The sequence below is a fragment of the Rhizobium sp. FKY42 genome (assembly GCF_005222835.1).
Taxonomy (GTDB): domain Bacteria; phylum Pseudomonadota; class Alphaproteobacteria; order Rhizobiales; family Rhizobiaceae; genus Neorhizobium.
Genome location: NZ_STGA01000059.1, coordinates 107,545 through 125,310 on the forward strand (window position 1 = coordinate 107,545; position 17,766 = coordinate 125,310).

Consider the following 17,766-nt stretch of genomic DNA (forward strand, 5'->3'; position numbering starts at 1 on the left):
CCATCTTAAGACTGAATACCTTGCTCATCCACCCGAACCCTTTTTCTCAGCCGCGCGCCGCGCGAGCATTTGCAAAAAGTCTTTTGCAATTTCACGGTCATTTCCTGTCAGCTTGCTCATGTCACGGAAGAGAGGATCGCCATCCTTCGCAAGCTCTGGCTCTTCGGATCGCCCCAGCAGGTAATCAGTCGTAATCTCGAGAGCATTTGCGAGTCGGCGTAGTGAGTCGAACGACGGCTTGCGTGTGCCTGTCTCAAAATGAGCAATGGAGCTCGCTGGCATCCCTGCTCTTTTTGCGAGTTCATCCTGATTGTAACCCCTCAGAATCCGGGCACTTTTCAGCCGTTCCTGAAAAATCTGCGACGGGTTCTCTTTTTCTGGCATGTCTACTCCGGCATGTAAATCTTGACGATTTGTAAACCAAATCATATATGGTTAGACAGTTATCTCATGTCGAACACGACAAGTCCAAGAGAAAGAAGCGATGGTGGCCGGTAGTTCAGATGAAGTTGCAGGTGCCACGTCGCCAGATAAAGGGGACGTTTCGCCGCTCAAGCGCCCGTTCCGTGTCCTTAGCCTCGACGGTGGTGGAATGCGCGGGATCTACACCGCCGCGTTTCTCGCGCGGCTTACTGATCAGTTCGCGCGAATTCGCGGCACAGCCGCGCTCGATCTCGGCGCAGGCTTCGATCTCATCACTGGTACGAGCACTGGCGCCATCGTCGGATGCGCCCTTGCTGTCGGACGCCCGATGCAAGAGGTCGTCAGCCTATATCGCGATCACGGGCCTAAGATCTTTCCCCATCGCATTACTGGAAAGCGCAGCGCGCTCTTTCGCGCGGGACGCGGCAGCACCTACGTGCGCCAAGGTGATAAAGCACTGCGCGAGGCCCTGACAGCTGTTCTTGGCACCAGGACGATGCTCGACGTCTTCCAGAGGCGTAATATTTCCCTTTCCATCCCTGCGGTTCTGATGAGCACGCATCGAGCGTGGGTTTTCAAAAAGACGCCCCGCAGCGGTGTAAGGGACGATCTCTATCCTCTTGTCGACGTCTGCATGGCGACAAGTGCCGCGCCAATCTACCGGTCGCTTGCTGCCATTGATGACCCCAATTCGGTTGGCGGACCGAAGCAGGTCTTCGCCGATGGCGGACTCTGGGCGAACAACCCTATCATGGTTGGTCTCGTCGATGCCCTGACCATTGCGGGACCCGATCAGCCTATAGAAATTTACTCGCTCGGGACCTGCCCGCGTCCCGAGGGCGATCACCTTGATGAGGAATCGGCTCATCGGTCGATGCTGGACTGGTCCCTCGGAGCCGACGTCGCCCCGTTGAGCATTTCCGCACAGGAATTTGCATTCGACAATATGGCGCGCCTTCTCGCCAATGCGATGAGCGACTGCGGACGCTCGATCCGGCGCGTCAGGTTCCCTAACAAGGCAGTGCCCGCCAGCATGATGGCCTATCTCGCTTTGGACGATACCCGTCCAGAGGCGATGGATCGACTTGTTCATCAGGCTCACACGGATGCGGATTTGACGAAAAGTGCCTGCGACGATCGCAACAACCCTGAGGGGGTAATGATCTCGCGTCTGATGAATGATCTGCCGGCTATGCCGGTCTCGGGTGTTGTGTGGCCGACTGATGATGGCCGGAAAGGATAAGGCATGTTCGACTGTTCAAAAGATGTCCGGGCCTATCACGACCAGGATGTGACCCTGCCGCAGACCGAGCAGGATAAGATGCGCAATCGGCGTGACGCCAACCGCACGCGTTTGCGCAACGGCTTGTATAAGGCAAACAAGGCCAGCCCTCTGGAATTCGTTAAGCAGGGCAGTTACGCGATGAAGACGATGGTCCGCGACCCTGACAATGATTACGACATCGATGACGGCGTCTATTTCGCCAAGGAGGATCTGGTCGGGGAGCGTGGCGCCGAGATGACCTCTCTCCAAGCGCGCTCGATGGTGCGTGATGCCGTTGACGACGGAAAGTTCAAGCGGGCACCAGAGGTGCGTTCGAATTGCGTTCGCATCTTCTATGAGGCGGGCTATCACGTCGATCTTCCCGTCTATCGTCGCGTCACGACGTCCACGGTCTTCGGAGACGTATACCACTACGAGCTGGCTGCCAGCAGCGGCTGGAAGCGATCCGACGCACGCGATGTTTCGGCCTGGTATGAAACCGAGCGTTCGAACTCTTCCGATGGTCGCCAGCTGCGCCGCATCAATCGCGACCTGAAAAAATTCGCGCGCAGCCGGTTCAGCTGGCGGTCGTCGATCTTGAGCGGCTTCGGCATTACCGTCCTTTTGACTGAGCGCTACCAATATTCCACCCGTGAGGACAAGGCGTTCTATGACACGATGGTGTCGATCCGAAACAGGCTCGCTTGGAACTTGCAGATCGCCCATCCCGTAACGCCGGACAGCTACATCACCAACGGAAATGATGACGCGCGCGCCCGATTTTTCCGCGACAAGCTGACCGATGCGATCGATATGCTTGCGCCTCTGTTCGACGCTGACTGCACCCGCGAGAAGGCCCTGAAATGCTGGGACAAGGTCTTCGCAACGACCTTCTTCAGTGAACGGTTGGAGGAAGAGAAACGGGCCGCCGCATTTGCGCCGGCGATCATCGGATCAGCGGCACTTCTTGGTCAGGCGGGGGCGGCTGCCGCTGCGGTGAGCAGTGCAGGTGGCGGACGCCATGCATGACTTTAATCCATCGCTCAAATGGCGACAGGCCGCGCTTCAGCTTGAGGCACGGCTGCGGGACCTCCTCGGTCAGGCGCCAGAGCGGCTGGATGGTCACACAATTTCGACCTCCTATCCCAAACGGAATTGGGTCGCCGCCTGGAGGGTGCCCATCGTGTTTAGCGACGACAAGACACGGCGTATCGATGTTGTTGCGACCCAAGCCTTTCCAAGGATTCCCGTTCGGACCGCATTGGTCGATCATCCCGAGACCTTAATCTGGCCGCATGTTGAGGGTGACGGGATACTTTGCTTGCTGCCGAACATGTCCGAGATTGATCCCGATGACCCAACGGCAGTCGCCGAAAATCTCCTGATCCGCTCAGTTCGGTTGATCGAGGAGTTGTTGCAGGGCGATATCGTTGAACGGGATTTCAAGGAAGAGTTTCTGACCTACTGGGCCTATAAGACCCATTTCGATGGCAGTCGACTGTTCAGCCTGATCCGCCCAGCACCGCCATCGCGCTCCGTCTGCGTTTGGAAAGGTGAGGGCATCACTGTCGTTGGCGAAAACGAGGAGGCGCTCCTGGCATGGGTTGCGCGGCGGTACGGTGAAAGCACAACGGGCAAAATTACGCAGGGCACGTTCCTCTGGATGGAAACCCCACCGCTTCCCGCACAGTACCCGGACACGGCGGCCGACCTCTATTCGCTGGCGGCAGAATTAGGACCGGATTCCGTTGAGGCGCTCGAGGATGCAGCCCGGCAAATACCTGAAGAGATTGTCACCGTCATTGGCGCCGAAGGCCGTGGCGGCGCTGGCCTTGTTGCGGTCCGGGCATTGAATCCGAAGTTTGCGCAGAGTCGGCCATCACCGATTGCCGAGCCAGTGACGAAAGGGTTTCGGGCCGGCAAGGCACCGCCAGTATTGATCAGTCAGCGATTTTTCGGGAGGACACCCGTCGTGAGATCGTCAGTGCAGCGCGCGGATGCGGCCTGGATACACGGACGAGGGCAGGATCCCCGAACTGAGAGACTTCTATCTTCCACCGTCGTGGTCATCGGTTGCGGTTCGGTCGGGGCGCCCGTCGCCTGCTCACTGGCGCAAGCTGGGGTCGGCCATCTCGTTCTTGTGGATCTCGACGAGTTAAGCTGGCCGAATGTCGGCCGCCATCCTCTGGGGGCGAGGGCGATCGGCAAGAACAAGGCGATTGCACTGGCTGAGGGCTTGCAGATGGATTACCCCCATCTTCTTATTGAAAGCCGGTCAATCAGCATGACCGCTCTCCTTCAGCTCGACACCGAATTGCTCTCCGAGGCCGATCTTATCATCTCGGCGACGGGCAGTTGGGCGGCGGAGCATGCTTTGAACGACTGGCATATTGAGCAAGGCAGGAAAAAGCCAGTCCTCTATTGCTGGACTGAGGCGCACGCTTGCGCAGGGCATGCCGTTGCAATAGCCGAACATGGCGGATGCTTGCAATGCCATCTTGGGCGTACCGGTACCCCAGATTTCAAAGTGGTGGATTGGCCAGATGGTCTTGGTCAAAATAGGGAGGAGCCAGCGTGCGGTGCGCATTTCCAGCCTTACGGCCCAGTGGAGCTTTCGTTCGTGAACGCGATGGCCAGCGACATGGCGCTCGACTGCTTGCTTGACGCGCCGACTACCTCCTCCCATCGAATCTTTGCTGCTTCGCAAAAGCGCATTGGGATGCTGGGTGGGGCCTACAGCGCTGAGTGGCGTTCCGAGTTCGGAACAAAAGATGGGGATGGTAGGATAGTCGATCGTAACTGGAGCGGACCCGGTTGCGCCGGTTGCCGCCGGCCGCCCCCTGATAAATAATAATGACGTCCAGAACGTTGAGCCTCGGGCTGATTGTTCTCTGGGAGATAACGGAAGTTTAGGCGTGGGCACGCTGCGGAAGCAATGAACGCCTCCTTATTATGTGAGAGCCAGGAAATGGCAGATCGCATTGTACATACCGGCCGGGGCAAGTGGTCTTCGCCAGGAATTCCACACAAAGGTTGGACTTGCGTAGGCATCGATGATCTGGAAGCGCGGTCGCAGGAATGCGAAATGTGCGAAAGCGCTGATGTGCGCTATGTTCACTACATGGAGCATCCGGACTATCCGGAGACACTTGCTGTGGGCTGCGTCTGTGCAGAGCATATGGAGGATGACTACGTTAGGCCGAAGCAACGGGAGACGGGAATGCGTCTGATTGCCCGCCGGCGCAAATCCTGGGCGGGGAAGACGTGGCGTGTTTCGCAACTCGGCAATCATTTCCTCAATACAGAAGGCTTCAATCTTACCGTCTTTGAACGGGCCGAAGGGTTCGGGATCGCTGTCGCGCGTCGCGGAACGGAGAGACATCAGACTGGTAGGAAGAGTTATCCGACGCGGGAGGAGGCGAAGGTGGGTTCAAGGATGAAGTGCGACTTGCGAATGATACCAATGGGTTGTCACTCGCAAGGAGAATGCAATGGAACGCACCTACTCCCACATTGACCTCGATGAACGTCGCAAGATTGCTCGCTGGAGAACGGCTGGCCTAAGTGTCGAGGTGATTGCCGAGAAGCTTGGTCGACATCGCTCGACGATCTTTCGAGAGATCAAGCGCAACCTGTTCGTCGACAAGGTCGTATCTGATCTCAGTGGCTACTACTGCGTGACCGCGCACAGCATGGCTTGCGAAAGACGCACCAAGCTGCGGAAGTTGGTGCGCTTCTCAAATGTCCGGCAGTCCGTTATCGACCGGATCATGCATGGTTGGTCACCCCAGCAGATCGCTGGCCGGATGCGTCTGGAACAGCACCCGATCTCGGTCAGTCACGAAACGATCTACAAGTTCGCCTACTCGGCCGACGGACACGCAATCAAGCTTTGGCGTCACCTGCCAGAGCATCGCGCTCGACGACGCCCACGACATGCAAGACGCAAGCACGGGCAGAGGTTTAGCCCTGAACTGAACATCCTGCGGCGCCCGGATGCTGTTGCTGATCGCAAGCAGTTTGGTCACTGGGAATGTGACCTGATCCAGTTCCGGAAGAAGTTTGGGAAAGCCAATGTGACCTCGCTTGTCGAACGAGTCAGCCGGTTCGCAATATTCCTGCGCCACAATGATCGGCAATCTCGGCCCGTTATGGACGGTCTTGTGCAAGCGCTCCAGGCGCTGCCCCACCTCGCCCGCCGCTCGATCACGTTCGACCGCGGCACTGAGTTTACAGACTGGCCTTATCTGCAAGCCAGCATTGGCACGCAGACTTGGTTCTGCGACCCGCAATCGCCTTGGCAGAAAGGCACGGTCGAAAACACCAACAGGCGAGCGCGAAAATGGCTTTCGAGAGAGGTCGATCCCTTATCCGTAAGCGACGCGGATCTTGTCGCGATCTGCAATCAGCTCAATGAGACGCCTCGTAAATGCCTGGGATACAGGACACCGGCAGAAGTCTTCCGCAAGAAGCTGCTCGCACAGCTGAGGCATACCAGATAGCTTCGCCCTGCCCGCGAGTCGCGCTTCACCATGAACTCACAGAAAGCCGCCGCACTAAGCGCGCTCTTATGGGCGAAAACGCATCTGTGAGCTGCCGTCTCATCGAAGCACTGATGTAATCGACGCGAAGCTCGATTGCGCCGGTGCTCCCGCGAGATAGATATCACGCAGATCCGTGTCACGGCTGCGAGCGAGCATGTCTGCGTGCTCAACTTCCTTCCAACGGGCGACGTGAGCGGTGGAAGGATTCCTGAGCATCTGATCGATAACGGCCATTGAAGCGGGTGGTCGCGAGAGATGATAGCTATATTCTGCCGCACCCGGCCGTATCGCCTCGTCGAGGATGATAACAGCGCCCGGCGGAGTAACGTCGGGGCGGTCCACAACATGGAGACCAATATCGATCTTCATGCCGTCGAATTCGAGCCAGGCATGTGAGATCATAATGTCGTCGGTGCCATCGTTGACGTACCCAACAATGGTTTTGCTAGCTATCCCATGCGCCTCCGCGAGATATTTCTCAAGTGTCATGGTGATCTGATAGCAAGCGCCAGTAAAATGGTTCGGCAGGATAAACCGATCGAAGAGATTAACCGCTGATTCCGCGACGATGCGATGTTGGCCACCGTGGCGATCCAGCAGACGTTGCCTTGATCTCTCGTAGATTTGCCTTCGACTTCTTGCCTCGCCCATGACTGTCCTCCAATGTCGAGCGTTCTTAAATGCACAGACCAACGAAATATGCTCGATGAACTATCGCAAAGATTGAAAGCCCGGTTAATAACCTCGCTCGCCATCCTTGTATTTTCTCTCCTTCTCGTCCACTGTTAGATGGTGGTCGGGGAGGGGATTTTGGCTGAAGTTGATTTCATGCGTGCAAAGTCGGTTCGTCGCGCACCCGACGATCTCCCGACCAGCCTCCGCAATTACATAGACTATCGAAAATCAGGACTGAGCCTCAACCATATCGTTGGGTGCCCATTGGACTGCGGCTACTGCGTGCGCCACTTGTTCGACAACTTTTCGATGAAACGGCCCCACCTCATTGTTGATGACGAAATCGCAGTGCAGAACCTGGTCGGCCATTGGGCGTTCCGAGTTGGCGTAACACCCATCCAGATTTTCAACCGAGCGACCGACCCGTTTCTTCCCGGAGTGAAGAAGCATCTGTTTAAGACGCTCGAAGCTCTTGACAGGCGAGGATTGAGCAATCCCGTGCTGGTGATCACGCGTTGGCGAATCGAGCCATCCGATGTACAACGTCTCGAAGCGCTGAAAAATCTTCAGCTGACCATCCTGGTTACTTGGTCAGGGATCGATGATGAACGGGTCGAACCGGTATCTTCGGCGATTGCCGCCGAGAGCCTGGGGGTGTTGGCCAAGTCCGCCTCTCGCGTAAAGAAGATACTCTACTGGCGTCCGATCATCTCCGGTTTGAACGATACGGTTGGACACTTTCGATCCGCCCGCCAGCTTTCGGATTTGGCAGACGCGACAGTCTTTACGGGCCTATTTTACCGGGACGAAATTCGTGCCTTTTTTCGGGAAGTCGGAGTCCCCGACCTTTACGCGGCCGTAGCAAGGCGCAAGATCCTTCCGAGGGAAACTGAACGTCGGATCCTAGCCCATTTTGAAGGCAAGCCGATCTTCCGCAAAACCTCGTGTGGTGTCGCTTTCGCCCATGGTGTTCCCGACTTCAATGGCCATTTCGGTATAAGCGAAATCTGCGACATCTGTCCGAAAGCCCAGCGCAAGATCTGCGGCGAACATCACCATACGCCTGACTTGGTAACCGTGAAAGAGCTCGCGCGGATGGTATCACTGGCGTGCGTTGACGAAATCGAGATTTCGGATCGCCGCATCGAAGTCAGTGGCAGCTCCGAGGCCCAGCGCTATTTCATGCAACATTCATTGAACTTTCAGGTCCACGACCGGGAGCAGCCCCACAGGCTTAATCGGCACGGCCGAGCGGAGGTTGGATGGGAATGATTTGGGAAAAGGCCTGGGTGGTCGATGTGGAGGGCAACGGCGCGACGCCTCCCGAGATTGTCGAGATTGCTCTGTTAGAGCTTGTTGATCTGCGGCCAAGTGGCCGCTCGTTCCATTGGCTGGTCAAGCCAGATCAACCTATCAGCGCTGCTGTGACTAGGATACACGGTCTCACAGACGAAGATGTCGAAGGTGCTCCGGATATCGACGATATCGTCGAAGACATCGTCAGGTGGACCGACCGAAGTGCAATTATCGGCCACAACGTGCGTGTTGAGCTCGACGTCATTGGACGTTCAATTCCAGAATGGAAACCGTCAGCAGCAATTGATACTTTGAAGCTCGCTCGGGCTCTCCGGCCCGGCCTCGCTTCCTATAGTTTAGAGAAGCTCGGCTCCGCGTTGGGCCTGACCGCCGAGGCGGAGCGTCAAACAGGGCTGAAGCACCACTCAGCCCAGTTCGATGTCGCACTGACGGCACTTCTGTTTGCTTCGTTGCTCGATCCGCTGGATCGAGAAGAGCGCGATTTTCGCGCTCGTGAGGCCGATATTCTTTTCAAGGCGCAGGAGAGTTTTCTATGAGCGTAAGGAAAGTGAAAGTCGGCATCGCCGGTACGCATTCTACCGGAAAATCAACCTTTCTCGAGCAATTACATACTCTTCTTTCTGCGGAAGGAGTTCGGATCGGTAGGGTGGGCGATTTGGCAACAGCCGCTCGAGGCCGAGGTTTCCCTATTCTAACGGACCACAATTTCGAAAGCACCCTTTGGATCATGGCAGAGGGCATGAGGCAGGAGGTCGAAGCCGCCTTGTCCAGCGAAGCTATTCTTGTCGACCGGCCGGTTTTTGACGCCCTTGGTTATCTCCACGCGGCTCTCGAAATCTCAGGGCGTTCGTTGCCGGACCGGCAGCTCGAGGAACTCCGCTCGATCGCCATCGCTCACGCCGGCGACTACGACGTGCTTGTCATGACGTTGCTTGATCCAGCAATTATTCTTGGCGAGGGGCGCGACAAAAACCAGGAATTTCGGAGTGCAGCCGGTAACAAGATCCGTGCGATCGCTGAGGAAGCGGCCCTGAAACCTATCATCCTAACCTCTAGCAATGGTGACGAAGTGTTGGATCAGGTCTTGGCGAGTGTTCGGAGGCACTTGGCAAAATAGGCGAGGGGAGCGCGCCCGCGCCACGTACGGATTTTTTGGAAACACAATGGTGGGGAAACATGCAGGAGCTTTTGAATAAGGTCATCAAGGATCCGATCCACGGGTTCATCGATTTCAACGGAGCGCGCGAGAACGAACTCAAGGATTTGCTCTCCGATCCCTTTTTCCAGCGCCTGCGCCGCGTGAAGCAACTCGGCTTCTCCGACTACGTCTTCCCCTCGGCCGCCCATTCCCGCTTCGCCCATTCTCTCGGCGTCTACAAGATCGCCAAGCGAATGCTAACGATTATCGAGCCCGAAGGATCAAGCGGGAATTGGTCGCAAAAGGCCGAGGCATGCCTCGCGGCCGCGCTCCTGCACGACGTGGGCCATGGTATGTTCAGCCACGCCTTCGAGAAAGCGATGGAATTCTTCCTTGCACGCAATAAGCTCGAGGATGAAAAACGAGAAAGTCTCGAAGACGCCGTCGACCATGAAAAGGTCAGCCGAAAAATCATTACCGACTCTACAATCGGCAAGGCACTGACCAATTTCGGCGGCACGGAATTCCCCGTGATGGTCCGCGACATCATCAAGAAAGCGGACAAAAACTGCATATACACTTCCGTCGTTTCCAGTCAGCTGGATGCTGACCGGCTCGACTATGCCAAACGCGACGCCTATTTCGCCGGCGTGTCCTCCGGAGGCATCGATCTGGATTGGTTACTGCGAAATCTCAGGGTGGGAGAAAACGGCGATGCGCGATTCCTTTATGTCGACAGCAAAGCCTACATCTCGCTCGAACAGTTCACGGTGACGCTCTTCCAGCTCTATCCCACTATATATCTTCACAAGAAGACCCGCGGGCTCGAGTTCATGTTCGCCCTGCTTCTGAGCAGGGTTTTCGAGCTTATTGCAGCAGATGATGTGTCTGCTACCGGCCTTTCGGATACTCACCCATTCGTTCGATTTTTCCGCGACCCAAGCAATCTCGACCACGCGCGCCTGCTGGACGACACGCTCTTTTGGGGATCGCTCCATCAACTTCGAGAGGCAAGTGACGCCTCCGTCAGCGATATCGCTACGCGGCTCTCCGATCGCAGAATCCTACCGATGATCGATATCTGGAAAGTCACTGATGAAGTTCTCGCCTTGAAATCCAACATCGTCGAGCTCACCGCGAAAGCCCGCGTCGAGCGGATCGAAGCAATATGCAAGGCTGTTGCTGCAAGACTCCAGGAGGAAACCTCAATTTGGAGCGACGGCTGCTACTATGACACCTACAATCGTCCCATCTATAATCCGATGGGTGTCGTAGGTGGAAATCCTCAGCAGATAAATGTCAGTGTTGGCGGGCAGATCCTGGACATCGCGTCCATTTCTCCCGTTGTAGCAAGCGCCGCGTCGTTCAACATCCATCGTATCTATTACGATGATCGAAAGGTCCAGAAAGAAGATGATTTGAAGAGATTCATCCGCGAGACGGTCGAAACGGAACTGGTCCGCGTGAAAGACCAGACGCCCGCTGCGGTAGGTTCCTGAACAGTCGGTCGTTAACGACGTGTGGCGCGTTGAATTCGCGTGGCATTTTTCTTGTCTTGCCCGGATTAGACTCTGCTTCAGCCGCGGGGCAGATCTGGCATTACGCGTTGGAGACCGTGAAAAGTAAACACGACATGATAGCAGCCGAATACTGGCGGATAATGCTTTCCCTGAGGTACATCGCGCATATGCGTCGACTTTGCATGGGCTCGTCCGTCATTTCCTTGAGTGTGCTCTATCGGATTTCCCAGCCTCGCCTGTACATTCTCCAGCATATCAGACGGCTGCCCCTGCAACAGATATGCAACCATTGCCCCGGACGGAGAAAACGGACCGTAGCGGCAGGTGAGAAACTGGTCCCTGATATCGGCCAGATAATGCGCGATCGCACCTGGCGTTTCGATCACCTTGGCCTCGATGGGCCACATGATCCGGGGATCGGCTCTGAATACGAAAGCTAGATCGTAGGCTGGCGGTTGGGCAGGAGGACGAGCCATTGTCTCGCGTTCATACGGCCCATGCTGCATGTAATAGGGCTCGTCACCAGACATTGCATCACGTATCATCACGTCAAGATTTTGCGTTATGCTGCGCTCAAGATCGCGACCGTCAATCGGTGGAGACCTTCGCTCCATCGTTTCGAAGCCAGTCCAAATGTGGTCGACGAATGTGGTTTCGCATCCGCTCATCCAGTTGACAACTGCGCTCAGGAAATCGGGTTCGATTCGAGGAGCAAACGGATTCCACCTCTGCATCATGCGAGTGCCTTGCTTTCCGTCGCAGCCCGCATCCAGCTGAAAAATTCAATTGCCACCTCGTCGGCCTCATTCAACGCCGTCGAGCGTGTCCAATAGCGAACCGCATCGGGTTTAAGAATGTAGATCGTCGGATACTCGCCGCTCTCATAGATGCGCGCCGTGCGCTGACGCAAGATGGACCGGTAATCGGTTGAGCCGGCAACGCTGAGGGCTTCGAATCGCATAAGGAGTTCCGCAGCCTCCATCGGTAGATGGCGTATCGCGGTGTCATCCGCGTCGATCAGCTCGAACGCGACCAAACGGTACGCGAATCGTTCATTGGCGGGTGGAACAAAGATAGATGACCGTATCCCCTTCGACTTCCCAAAGCCGGCTTTGAGCACGCGCGTGAAATAGGCACAATACGTTTCGAGAACACTGTCGTCGGCAGGCTTTTGACCAGGCCGATCATACTCGCTGCGAAGGTCGGCCATGGTGATGTTGACCATATCTTCGATCAAAGCGCGCTCAGCATCCTTTAGGCCAAAGGCGTCGAAGATCTGTCTGTCAATGTCAGCTTGTGACGTCGCGAGCGCGATATCGACTGCTCTGTTCGGTAATGGCACCTTGAGAAGATCTGCAACAGCCACTTCGGGGCGATAGGCCGCCATTCTCCCGCTGGATAGCTGCAAGAAGTAGGTAGCAAGAATGCTGTTGTAGACAAGGCATGCGGCACGCAAGAGTTCCTCTGAGCCGTGAACGCTGACATAGCTTTGATTGCATAAGACGCCTTGTCCGTCAGTGGAATAGACCATGCGAGCTTGAAAGCGGCGCGCTTCGAGCTGCCAACCCTGTTTTACAATCATCTGTGGAAGGTTGAATGCCTCGAAGTTCGTCGAGTCCCTACTATGAACACGCAGATCACCAGCCAGCGGCAGGTCGTTGGCCAACATATGCGTAAGTGGGGTTTTCGGAAATGCTTTAGCGTCAAACAGACGCCACTCGGCCATGGCTGATAATCGGCGTGTCCTGTCACCGAAGATGATGCCCTCCCGGGTAATCGCAGACCCGTTTGCTTTGGCGGTATCAAGCGTCGGGAACGCACTCAGACGCCGCAACAGGTCGAGGTCGCGGCGGGTACCCCACATCATAGCAGTCCAGATGAAGGGGTCAGTGGATGCATCGATCGATGAAATCCAACGGTAGTTCTCAGCTTCAATCACTATCGCAAAGTCGTCGACAACGGTCGGCAATGTTTTGGGACTGACATAGGCGACAAAGTGCCCGTTCGCTTCCGGCTTTGGCGCTCGTAAGACGACGATACAAGATGGCGATGAGGAAACCGTCGTAGTGTGGTTCTTGCGCTTGAAAACCTTGAAGCGCAATGCCGACAGATTGTAGATGGCTTCAACAGTATGGGTTCGAAAGAGCTGCTGCCGGAAGCTTGTGGCGTTTCTGGAGGTATTGAAAAGCAAAGAACCAGCCGACTGAATAAGGGCCAGCTGTCCGCTTGGGGCGAGTAGCATCGCTCCCTTCGCTAGAAAAAGGCTTCCGATATCCTTGTTGGCGATCGGCCATCGATGCGCCGGAGCCTTTGCCCATTCTATGGCGGCCTCTGTCACCAGATCCTTTCCCCAAGGCGCATTACCCACGATTAGATCAAAACGATTGCTCGGATTGTTGCTGTCAAACCCGTCTCCCTCGATGAAGAAGTCGGAGCAGATCAATTGTCGGTCTCGCATCGATGGAAACCGAACTTGTGTCCAATAATGGCGCGGCTCTATTTCATCGCACATTGCCAAATAGAGACTGAAGCAAGCCACCCGCACGGCATGCGGATCCTTATCGACGCCGATGAGATTACGTTCCAGCATCCGGCGCAGCAATTTTGCCGAAATCACCTGTTGGCCGGTTGCGAACCGCCAGCGATGAATTAGACGCTGAAAGGACTTTACGAGAAATATCCCGGACCCGCATGCTGGATCGAGCACACGAATGTCCCAGTGAACATCGTCCCACGGCAACACGCGATCGAGCACAAAATCGACCAAGTGGGGAGGTGTGTAGAAAATACCGTCCTTAGCAGCTCTCTCGACGACAAATGTTTCATAGATACTGCTTATAAACTCCAGTGGGATGACATCAAATGAGTATTGCGGCCATAAGCTCGCCTGCCCGGTTGGTAGATCGATTTCTCCTCCAATGAAGTCGGCCAAAATCACAAGATGGTGCGGCTTCACCTGCGTCTGCTCGGCCATCCAGCCAGCAGCGCGCTCTTCCGTCGTGTCACCCTTTCCGGGGAAAAGGTCCCCGTTAAACTTGTCGTTCAGCCATTCGAACAGCCGATAGCAGTCGTCGTAGTGATGCAATATATCCGTGAAACGCCGGTAGATACTGCTTAGAACGCCCTCGTTGAACAACAGCTTCAATTTATCAGGATTCAAGGCAGCTGTCCCATCACTGTCCTTGCGGTCGAACAGGAACTGCACGAAAATCACGCGAGCAAGAAGGTCGTGACAAACGTCGTCGTCGGTCAGACCGCTCCGTAGAAGCTTTTCACGAATAAATCTCAGGTTGGTCAGGAGGGTCTGATCTGCTCGGCCGTCACGGTTAAATCGGTCCGCCAAATCAGCAAAGAACTTCCCGGAGACGAGATTGATCCAATGCAACGCGCGAACCGCTCCGTTCTCAAGCCTTGCGTGATGATCGTCGGAGAACTGCGCGGCGGAGACGGTGTGAACGACGAAGGAATCGACCAGCATGTCATCGGAGGGTGCCTCGCAGCAGCTCCATACCTTAACAACATCCGGCTCGATCGTGATCAATGTAGGCGCGTGGGAGAAGTTCCAGGCGAGCCGATGTAGCTCCCGCAATGTCTGGGCAGATACACGCGCGCCGAACTCCGCGACGAGCGCAAACGGTGGATCAGTCTGCGCACTATCGGGATCGGCGACAAGAACTCCGATACGCCTGAAGCCGTCCTTTGCCGACCGACCAAGCTCCCGGCCGACCTTTGTCTGAACGAGCCGCGCAAAATGGGCCGGCCCGGCGCCGACTGGTTCGATAAGAGAGGAGACATCTGGCCATCCAAGCGTGGCCGATACTTTCTCAAGCGTCAGCTGATGAAGGGTCATCGTGACAGATCCAGCACTTGCTGGCGATCCCCGCCAAATCGACCTGGTCCAGCGCCACGTGGTTTCTTCTGAGAAATTGTTGCGCGCTCAACGGCCGGCAGATAATCGATCCCGTGACCATGCAGATCAGCTATCAATGCCGCAATCAATCCGAGATGGGCGGGGATATCACGACCGGCGTAATTGGAAATCGAGTTCGGGTTCATGCGCACGAGTGCTGCAAAACCGCGAACGCTGAGCGACGCCCGCTGCAATTCACCTGTAAATTCCTCGTAGGTCATTGGCCATCGTTAGCACACAAAATCATGAGCCACGGCACACTAAACCCTGTGTCCCGAAAAGTAAAGCATGGGGCAAATCCGTCACTCCAAGCAGCGCGGGTATGACTTTAGGAGCGACGCGACGAAAACCGGCTAGTGCATCTTCGATCTCGTGCTTCTAGTGAGCGTGAGGCCACGGAAGCCTTGCAGTCATGGGGAACCAATCCCCTCCGGTTAACAAAAAGGGAACTCAACGTCGGTGGTCGGCTGAGCTACTTTGAATGTAACTCAAGAACGATCTCTACACTTTCCCGCGGCTCAGGACAGCTGTGACTATGTTGGGCGCAAAAACATAAATGGACCATCCACCATGATTGCAAAACGCGATTTCTGTAACCAATTTAGCTGTTTAGCTTTAGGGTATTCGGAATCAGGTGAGCTTCCACGACTTCAGAGTGAGCACGAACGCTCGCCTATACAAGATAAGCGAGGCGCTACTTCTCGGACGACCTGGCATGAGCAATCGCTGCTATGATCTGTTCGTCCACACGTTGAAGTTGCTCCTCAATCTCTTTTCCCGAGACGCCAAGGGCCTCCGCGTAGGTGGCAACATTGCCTGGCGCGCGGGAGTAAAACGATTCGATAGCGAAGGTCTCGCTGTCCAGCTCGAATGCGATCTTGTCCTCCCTGACGTGATGCATGACAATCTGGTACTGGCTGGGTTTAGCCAGCTCTTCAAGAAGGTCAGTGGGGGCAGGTTCCTCACCGCTCCAAATGCGTTTGACGCCCACGCGATTTCTAAAGACAGTATTTTGTGGGCCTCGATGATCGTGAATGACACCGAACCAGGCAGCTTCAAAGAAGCGCGTAAGAGCCGACCAGTCATAGATGTAAATTCCATCGATACCTTCCGGGAATGAGAATGTCTCGTTGTGCAGCAGGCAGTGAACGACCGTCTTGCTCGTCACTTGCGGGCCGAACTCATTCGTGAGGATGTCAGGCCACTTTACCAAGCCATCCCTCAAGCGCTGAATCTGACGTATGCTCGACCCTACTTCGTGCAAAAAATGATACGCCCTTTTTGGATCGTTACCCGACAGGCCATGGTTTTTGCATTCGAAGTGGAACAGATAGTCGCCCCATGGGACCACGACGTCATAATCGTATTCGGCGCCGTCTCGCTTAACCTTCACGCGGCGCGCATCTAGGCCGCGAAGCTTGAATAGATCGACAACCCGGCTCTCAAAAGCTGAACCTTTGCGCAAAAGCTGCACGTCCATCGATGCCAAGGTGGAGGGGACGATCTTTGCCATCCGAGGAGCAAATAGCGCTCCCCCGATGACGAGCCACTTTTCCTGAGCCCGAACAATCGGGGCATCAAAAAAATCACGTGAGCCCGCGCCAAAGCTAACCGCATCAAGGAAAATGTCAGCTTCGTCCCGCGTGAGTGACATCCGCTGGAGGAGGCCGCGCGCCTCCACTGGATCAATCTCCAAAATTAGCTTCTGCTGATCCCCGCGTTGCTTCGAGGCCCATGCAGCAAGAGCCATATAGCCGCGCACCCATTGCACCAGTCGCAATCCGCCCGGCCTTTCGAGGTCCTCAGCGATATTGTAGCCAACTGCTTCGCTCAACGACAACGAGTTGAGTGCCTCATGCTCCGAAATCCACTCCATGGGAGGCAATTTCACTGGGCTATCAATGCCTTTGCCGATGCGCCCGATATTGGTTGTCCCCAAAAGGTCGGCCGCGGACTTCCCTTCGCGATCGATGGCCCGTTCGTTTGCAATGAAGTCGGCGATCATGCCTCCGGCATCGCGCTCGTACACACGCTTTACCCCCGCGGGTGCGCCGTCGGGCAACTGATCCGATCCAACTGTGTTAATCCCAACGTCAAAATACCGCGCTTTTTCATGCAATCGCTCCCAACGCGCCCAGGCCATCGCCAGGAACTCGGCTTGTTCGGCCAGATAGATTTCCCTATCGGTTACTTTTGGCAGCAGCGGCAGTGTTAGCCACTGGCGGTCGCCAGAAAACCATTTGTTGGCGTAGCCCTCCATAAGCAAAGTTCCTCTCAGGGCTTCCAACAGCATCCCCAGAAACGAGTCAGCATCGACACGATTTCCGTCAGCATCCTTCACTTCAGGTCCGCCAGGCAAAATCAAATGACCCGCTGCTTTCAGCGCGGCGTCCAAGTCAGCCGCCAGTGCGATCCTATTCGCCTCAGCGCGTGCGATAACCGCAGCTGCTCGATTTGGAGCAGGCTCCTTAGAAAAAGCGGTCTTCTGCAGCGAGGCCAATATCCGGTGATGGCCATCTTCGGCGACTTGAAGAAGTGCCGCTGCTTTGTCATATGGTCCGAAATCGAGCGTCGGCGCTGCCCGCTCTAAGAAACCTCGAACATCCGCAAGCAGCTTGTCACGTGACGCTTGACTGGCAGGATTCGGTCTCGCATGAATAAGAGCTGAGCAGTGCCGAATAAGCGTAGCTAATTCGTCGGCCAACTCCTGATTGACAGGAAACTCCGCGAGATGGAGGAGCAACTTTGTCGCGTTTTTTGTCTTCGCGGCTTTGGCGAAGATATCCTGACTAATCATCTATGTCTCCTGCTGAGTTCACGATATCTCTCGTGCAAGGCGCGAGTAACCCCGATCAGCAAGCTAGCTTGAACGGTTCCGAAATCAATCTTGAAGTTATCGCGGTTGCATGTCAGCTGGTTCCTTCCGTCATCGGCGCGAAGGAGGCAATCAGCGGTGACATTCCGCATATCCTGCT

Annotated in this window: 14 protein-coding genes; 8 read left to right on the forward strand and 6 right to left on the reverse strand. The window is 55.7% G+C overall.

The features are described from left to right. Window positions 1-24: 24 nt before the first annotated feature. Window positions 25-384: a helix-turn-helix transcriptional regulator gene (locus E8M78_RS19765; RefSeq protein WP_137136678.1), complete on the reverse strand. Its 360-nt coding sequence runs from the start codon at window positions 382-384 to the stop codon at window positions 25-27. A gap of 100 nt (window positions 385-484) precedes the next feature. Here E8M78_RS19765 and E8M78_RS19770 point away from each other — a divergent pair, with 100 nt between their 5' ends. From E8M78_RS19770 to E8M78_RS19790, 4 genes are all read left to right on the forward strand, one after another. Continuing rightward, window positions 485-1,666 (forward strand): CBASS cGAMP-activated phospholipase, encoded by a 1,182-nt coding sequence (locus tag E8M78_RS19770; protein WP_137136679.1) that lies wholly within the window; start codon window positions 485-487, stop codon window positions 1,664-1,666. Window positions 1,667-1,669: 3 nt separating this feature from the next. After that, entirely contained in the window at window positions 1,670-2,716 is a 1,047-nt protein-coding gene (locus tag E8M78_RS19775) for a cyclic GMP-AMP synthase DncV-like nucleotidyltransferase (RefSeq protein ID WP_137136680.1), read from the forward strand. Further along, the gene (locus E8M78_RS19780) at window positions 2,709-4,538 is read left to right on the forward strand and encodes a ThiF family adenylyltransferase (RefSeq protein WP_137136681.1); all 1,830 of its coding nucleotides are present in this window, start codon (window positions 2,709-2,711) and stop codon (window positions 4,536-4,538) included. The genes E8M78_RS19775 and E8M78_RS19780 overlap by 8 nt, the downstream gene beginning before the upstream one ends. Before the next feature lie 640 nt (window positions 4,539-5,178). Then, window positions 5,179-6,189: an IS30 family transposase gene (locus E8M78_RS19790; RefSeq protein WP_137136682.1), complete on the forward strand. Its 1,011-nt coding sequence runs from the start codon at window positions 5,179-5,181 to the stop codon at window positions 6,187-6,189. A gap of 99 nt (window positions 6,190-6,288) precedes the next feature. On the opposite strand, the gene E8M78_RS19795 is transcribed toward E8M78_RS19790, so the two are convergent. After that, a complete protein-coding gene (locus E8M78_RS19795; RefSeq protein ID WP_137136683.1) occupies window positions 6,289-6,882 on the reverse strand; it encodes a hypothetical protein in 594 nt (197 codons plus the stop codon). Window positions 6,883-7,041: 159 nt separating this feature from the next. On the opposite strand from E8M78_RS19795, the gene E8M78_RS19800 reads away from it, so the two are divergent. From E8M78_RS19800 to E8M78_RS19815, 4 genes are read left to right on the forward strand one after another with little or no spacing between them, the layout of a single operon-like run. Further along, window positions 7,042-8,178 carry a radical SAM protein gene (locus E8M78_RS19800; RefSeq protein WP_246658404.1) on the forward strand — a complete coding sequence of 379 codons (1,137 nt, stop codon included), beginning with the start codon at window positions 7,042-7,044 and terminating at the stop codon, window positions 8,176-8,178. Further along, on the forward strand, window positions 8,169-8,759 hold the full coding sequence (locus E8M78_RS19805; RefSeq protein WP_246658405.1) for a 3'-5' exonuclease: 591 nt from the start codon (window positions 8,169-8,171) through the stop codon (window positions 8,757-8,759). The genes E8M78_RS19800 and E8M78_RS19805 overlap by 10 nt, the downstream gene beginning before the upstream one ends. Next, window positions 8,756-9,340, forward strand: coding sequence for an AAA family ATPase (locus E8M78_RS19810; protein ID WP_137136684.1), 585 nt, complete (start codon window positions 8,756-8,758; stop codon window positions 9,338-9,340). The genes E8M78_RS19805 and E8M78_RS19810 overlap by 4 nt, the downstream gene beginning before the upstream one ends. Window positions 9,341-9,399: 59 nt before the next feature. After that, window positions 9,400-10,860, forward strand: a complete 1,461-nt coding sequence (locus E8M78_RS19815) for an HD domain-containing protein (RefSeq protein WP_137136685.1) — start codon at window positions 9,400-9,402, stop codon at window positions 10,858-10,860. Window positions 10,861-10,937: 77 nt separating this feature from the next. On the opposite strand, the gene E8M78_RS19820 is transcribed toward E8M78_RS19815, so the two are convergent. The 4 genes from E8M78_RS19820 to E8M78_RS19835 all read right to left on the reverse strand — a co-directional run bounded on the left by E8M78_RS19820 (window position 10,938) and on the right by E8M78_RS19835 (window position 17,588). Then, a complete protein-coding gene (locus E8M78_RS19820; RefSeq protein ID WP_205910267.1) occupies window positions 10,938-11,549 on the reverse strand; it encodes a hypothetical protein in 612 nt (203 codons plus the stop codon). A 65-nt stretch (window positions 11,550-11,614) separates the two neighbouring features. Beyond that, window positions 11,615-14,731, reverse strand: coding sequence for an N-6 DNA methylase (locus tag E8M78_RS19825; protein WP_137136686.1), 3,117 nt, complete (start codon window positions 14,729-14,731; stop codon window positions 11,615-11,617). Further along, entirely contained in the window at window positions 14,728-15,012 is a 285-nt protein-coding gene (locus E8M78_RS19830; RefSeq protein ID WP_137136687.1) for an XRE family transcriptional regulator, read from the reverse strand. The genes E8M78_RS19825 and E8M78_RS19830 overlap by 4 nt, the downstream gene beginning before the upstream one ends. A gap of 473 nt (window positions 15,013-15,485) precedes the next feature. Further along, a complete protein-coding gene (locus tag E8M78_RS19835) occupies window positions 15,486-17,588 on the reverse strand; it encodes a hypothetical protein (RefSeq protein WP_137136688.1) in 2,103 nt (700 codons plus the stop codon). Window positions 17,589-17,766 lie beyond the last annotated feature (178 nt).

Bases quoted from the DNA above. Each gene is read 5' to 3' on its own strand.
- E8M78_RS19765 (WP_137136678.1), bottom strand. From the start codon at position 384: ATGCCAGAAAAAGAGAACCCGTCGCAGATTTTTCAGGAACGGCTGAAA.
- E8M78_RS19770 (WP_137136679.1), top strand. From the start codon at position 485: ATGGTGGCCGGTAGTTCAGATGAAGTTGCAGGTGCCACGTCGCCAGAT.
- E8M78_RS19775 (WP_137136680.1), top strand. From the start codon at position 1,670: ATGTTCGACTGTTCAAAAGATGTCCGGGCCTATCACGACCAGGATGTG.
- E8M78_RS19780 (WP_137136681.1), top strand. From the start codon at position 2,709: ATGCATGACTTTAATCCATCGCTCAAATGGCGACAGGCCGCGCTTCAG.
- E8M78_RS19790 (WP_137136682.1), top strand. From the start codon at position 5,179: ATGGAACGCACCTACTCCCACATTGACCTCGATGAACGTCGCAAGATT.
- E8M78_RS19795 (WP_137136683.1), bottom strand. From the start codon at position 6,882: ATGGGCGAGGCAAGAAGTCGAAGGCAAATCTACGAGAGATCAAGGCAA.
- E8M78_RS19805 (WP_246658405.1), top strand. From the start codon at position 8,169: ATGGGAATGATTTGGGAAAAGGCCTGGGTGGTCGATGTGGAGGGCAAC.
- E8M78_RS19810 (WP_137136684.1), top strand. From the start codon at position 8,756: ATGAGCGTAAGGAAAGTGAAAGTCGGCATCGCCGGTACGCATTCTACC.
- E8M78_RS19815 (WP_137136685.1), top strand. From the start codon at position 9,400: ATGCAGGAGCTTTTGAATAAGGTCATCAAGGATCCGATCCACGGGTTC.
- E8M78_RS19820 (WP_205910267.1), bottom strand. From the start codon at position 11,549: ATGAGCGGATGCGAAACCACATTCGTCGACCACATTTGGACTGGCTTC.
- E8M78_RS19825 (WP_137136686.1), bottom strand. From the start codon at position 14,731: ATGACCCTTCATCAGCTGACGCTTGAGAAAGTATCGGCCACGCTTGGA.
- E8M78_RS19830 (WP_137136687.1), bottom strand. From the start codon at position 15,012: ATGACCTACGAGGAATTTACAGGTGAATTGCAGCGGGCGTCGCTCAGC.
- E8M78_RS19835 (WP_137136688.1), bottom strand. From the start codon at position 17,588: ATGATTAGTCAGGATATCTTCGCCAAAGCCGCGAAGACAAAAAACGCG.